The following is a 4,489-nucleotide window of genomic DNA, read 5'->3' as shown; positions in this document are numbered from 1 at the left end:
GTATAGCACAAATTATCAATTTTGTCAAGTAAAAAAATAAAAAAAATAAAAAATTCTTAGGTAAGAGTAGATGAGAAATTGTCAAGGAATAATTACTTATTAGTCTTAATCCCTTGTTGGGTGCGAGAACTTTTTCAACACCCTCTTTTGCAAAAAAAATTAAAAATTAGTTGCATAAATTAAGATTATGGTATATAATCTTAGGAAGAAGGGAAAAAAGAGGATTGCAGAGAGAAGTTTTAACTTTTTGAGGCTATTGTGTTAAAATACAGAAAACTATATAATAACTTGTTAGCCCGCCGCGAAGAAACAGACTCGGAACGTAAATGGCGAAGAAATATTTTGGAACAGGAGCAATGAAGAAGTGGTTCGGAGAGGAAGTGGCGAAGAAGTAGAGTGGAGCAGAAGCATCGAAGAAGTAGTGTGGAGAGAAAGTGACAAAGGAATGAATTGCTAACAAAACAATGAACCTGACAGAGCAGGTTATTTTATCGTTAGGCAGAATCAAAAAATAAGGAGTATGTATGTACAAAGACGACATTCTTAATTTAATTGAACAATCTCCGTTAGAAATTGATACTAAAATACAAATGAGCGGAGGCCCTCCAACTATGGCAAGCTCTGAATTTCTTACAAACAAAGAGCAAGGTAACTGGGCAGAAAAAATTGTCTTTAAGGCAATCAATGAATACTCAAATGATTATTTTGCCGTTGAATATGGCCGTTCTAAATCTATAGCTGCTGGTGATGATGGATCTGCAGATTTCTACATAGAATACCAGGGTGAACTCAATGCTATAGGTAAAAGGCCAGATATACTGATATTTAGAGTCAATGACTTTCCTGATAGAACTATCGATGTTGAAAATGATGAACACATAAGGCGAGCGGTGGTTGCACTTGAGGTTAGATCAAGCTCGTTTTTAGCAAATAAATATGCTACATTTATGCGAGAAAGACAACAGCAGGTCATTCAAAAATGCACCGAAATTAGAAATACGATTATCGGCACTAATCTTGGTGACCTATTAAGGCGCAAAAACGAGATTATATACAATCTTATATCAAATGCTACGGATGACACTTTTAGAGAATTAGACTGTAGGTGTCCATCCTGGTCATTAACAAAAGAATTAAGAGATTTAACAACATTATTGAAGGACATAAAAGAAAATATAAAGATATTACATAAACAGGATTACTTAAGCATTACACCGAAAATGGAGGATATTGCTCTCGTTAACAGATGGATACAGCAATACAATGTCAAACATTTCTATCTACAGGTATTCTTTGACAAAGCATATATAATATCTTTCAAGGATATTTTGACATTAATCTCAAACGATAATAATGACGGTAATAATTTCTCGATAGAGCGAGATGTAAAAAATCAGGAAAAAACTACAATAAAGCAGAACTTCCCCCTAAAAATCATCTAAAAAGCGGATTTAAGTTTATGAGTATCAAGAGGATACGACCAAAATATATTTTAAAAGTGTGCCTACGAATATTTTTAATATTTTAAAAAAATACTTGACAATTCTTACAATTTATGGGATAATATTTTTTATGAAGGATGAGAAATAAACCTGTCTGTTCAATTGTAGCCACGAAAGTCTCAAAATCACTTTCAACATATCTCCTTAATTAACAATAGGTTAGCTCGAATTTTTGTTTGTTTTCTGGGGGAAGTTCCGTTATAAAGTTTAGTAGCAATTCTCTCCGCCGCCGCTGAACTCTATCGTTGGAACAATAGTAGTTGGATTTGTCATTTTAACATTCTCCTTCTTAAATAAAAGAACTTGCTATTAAATTAGGAATGAAAACTATGCAAGAAGATGGTTTTCAAAAGGTGGAAAGAGAAGTAACAACCGTAGAGGAGGTTCTCAGAGTCGTTCAAGAAGATAGAATAAAGAGTGAACCAGATTATAATCTCTTTACTATCTTGTCTTCCCTAATATAAGGAGGAAATATGGGGAAAATAGAACCTATGCATTTGTGGCATTATGATATCCATAAAAAATTTAATGAAAATCTTCTATATATCCTGCTTGGGTTTTTGCCTGTGTATAAAAGAGACGAAATTTTTCCTAAAATCAGAGACTTTTTAGAGGGAAACCAGATTTCTTCTTATTGTATCTATGAGATTTATGGCATCTATGATGTACTTTTGCGAATATGGCTCCCTCAAAAAATATCCCCTTTAAATTTTCCAAGAGAATTGGAAAATGAATTAAAATATTTATATTGCACCAAAGCAATTCCATTTGTGGTAAAGGAAAATCCTATCCATTGGAAATGGTGGTCTTTTGAAAAAAAACAAAGTGATTATTCTCCTTCCCCTGAAGATATTGATAATTTGTCAGAGGATATTATCGAAGAATTGGATAAGGGGAAACTTCCAAAGGTAACCATGAAAGGACTGGAAAAACAAAATATCCTTAGGATACTTGACAAAAAGTCTTCTGATGAGGGGATTAAGTTTTTCGTAGTAATTCCACCTCCTATGGTTGGGGAGTGGCCTACATTTGCAACTACACAGAGGATTATAGATAAACTAAAAATCCTTTTAAAAAACATCCGGGAGATTACCGAACCATCCATATATGTGGGAAGTGGATTTGCATGGCTCCTGGTAAAGGGAAAAATTTCCTTTTCAGAATATCTTAAGTTAAACGATTTCATTCAGGAGATTAGCCAAACTGGGGTAGAGGAATTTTATATTAGAGCCTATACCTATTTTGTTACTAATGTTACTTCTCCTTATTACATAGAAAAGGAAGGCATATCGTCTTTATCTTTGGTGGTTAGGAAAAAATTTGAAATTACAGACTACCTTAACAAAGAAGAAAACGGAGAGTTTGAGGCTAAGGGCTCTTTATGTTTTGATATAGATCGCTGGTGCCGGGATAAAAATTACAAAGGTGAACTTAGTAATGAGATTGCAATAAATGGAGTTTTAAAGTCTATTGTAGGATTTTTGAATGCAAATGGAGGAATGATTCTTGTAGGTGTCCTTGAGAAGGAAAGATATGGAGATGTTTTGAAAAAGTCCAACAATCCCTTATCAAAACTTCCACAGGTCAAGAATCGCATTGTATCCGGGATTAACCGGGAATATGGCTCTAAAGATTGGGATGCATTTTCTCGTAAATTAACTGACCTTATCAGAGAACATATTGGAAGAGAGTCCTCGGCTATTGTCACAGTGCGAAGATATACATATGAAGATATTGACCTTTGTCTTATACAGGTGCCGAAGGGAAAGATATGGTATTATCTCGACGGAACTCAATTTTATGTAAGACGAACCAATTCTACTATACTACTGGAAGGGTACGAAATGGATCGCTACAAAATGTCACACTATAGAGGTTTGTAAAATGGAGAAAGGCAACAAAACCAAAGCATACCGTAAAAGAAAGGAAATCTTGGAGTATTCAATGTCTAGCTGGTGGTTAATGAGGTTAATTAAGGAAAAGTACTTTCCAGATCAAGAGATTCTAACCTATTGCTTTGGGAAACTACCTCATTGGAAGTATATTATATATTGTGAAAGTAGCGAATTAAGAATACCTTATAGACTTTGTGAAGAAGATGAGGAAGAAAGCAGGTTTGTAGGCAAGAACCTGACATTGGAGGAGTATTCTTCCCTTAATGAGAAAGAAAAACTTAAACTTCAATCTGACCTTTGGAAAGATAATAAAGAGTGGATTGAAAGTAAGTTTAGGAAATTAAAGGCGGCATGGATAGCGGTAATTGATGGAAAGGTAGCAACATTTTCAGAAGATATAGATGATTTTCCTCAACGCTCTAAGATATTAGAGATTTGTGAAGAGCATAATGGAAAATTCCCTTTTATCTTTGAGGATAAAGAGAGATTCTTAAGTATCGAAGAGAGTTCTTCGTCATGGTCAAGAGTTTCTCCAGATGACAATTATCCTACAGCAGAAATTCAAGTAATCTCATTAGAACCAAAGTCAAAATCTATCACTATTACTGCAGATTTTGATACAGGATGTGGTGAAAGTTTATATGTGGATATGAGTTACCTGATTTCAGAAGGTTTAACTTCACGTCCTTATCCTGAGGACAGACCTGAAGAACATAAGCATTTGAATGCTCACTTTTTTTATTACCGGAGAAATTTTTTTCTTGGGGTGGTTTCAGAGATGGGCAAAGTATTGAAAGCGAAATTTTCTATTCTCTGCGTTCGAGATTGGGGTAACAGTCCTTTTGTGAAGATAAATAAAGAACGTCGGGCGTTAGTTGGAAGAAGACTATTTCAAAAGTTAAATCCCAGTCCTAATGTTTTACTCAAATTTGGGGATAAAAAGACAGAGATTTATTAGCTGGTGTTTCGTGAATTTTTTATGATTCCTTTTGCCTTTAATCTTTGCGTTCTTTGCGGTTGATTTCTTTGCGTCCTTTGCGTGAAAAAATTATTTTCAGGAGAATTAAAAATCTGTGAAATCTGCGTAATCTG

Annotated in this window: 4 protein-coding genes; all 4 read left to right on the top strand. The window is 34.4% G+C overall.

Annotated elements, in window-relative coordinates:
• Positions 1-524 precede the first annotated feature (524 nt).
• The 4 genes from AB1422_11715 to AB1422_11700 all read left to right on the top strand — a co-directional run bounded on the left by AB1422_11715 (position 525) and on the right by AB1422_11700 (position 4,355).
• Entirely contained in the window at positions 525-1,442 is a 918-nt protein-coding gene (locus AB1422_11715) for an AccI family restriction endonuclease (GenBank protein MEW6619982.1), read from the top strand.
• Positions 1,443-1,822: 380 nt separating this feature from the next.
• Positions 1,823-1,966, top strand: a complete 144-nt coding sequence (locus AB1422_11710) for a hypothetical protein (protein ID MEW6619981.1) — start codon at positions 1,823-1,825, stop codon at positions 1,964-1,966.
• A gap of 9 nt (positions 1,967-1,975) precedes the next feature.
• Complete coding sequence (locus AB1422_11705; GenBank protein MEW6619980.1) at positions 1,976-3,385, top strand: ATP-binding protein; 1,410 nt, start codon at positions 1,976-1,978, stop codon at positions 3,383-3,385.
• 79 nt (positions 3,386-3,464) lie between these two features.
• The gene (locus AB1422_11700; GenBank protein MEW6619979.1) at positions 3,465-4,355 is read left to right on the top strand and encodes a hypothetical protein; all 891 of its coding nucleotides are present in this window, start codon (positions 3,465-3,467) and stop codon (positions 4,353-4,355) included.
• The last annotated feature ends 134 nt before the right edge of the window (positions 4,356-4,489 follow it).

It is taken from the genome of bacterium, assembly GCA_040757115.1.
Classification (GTDB): Bacteria; UBA9089; CG2-30-40-21; order CG2-30-40-21; family SBAY01; genus JBFLXS01.
The sequence above is the reverse complement of the archived record's forward strand: the minus strand, read 5'-3'. Positions and strand labels throughout refer to the sequence as shown.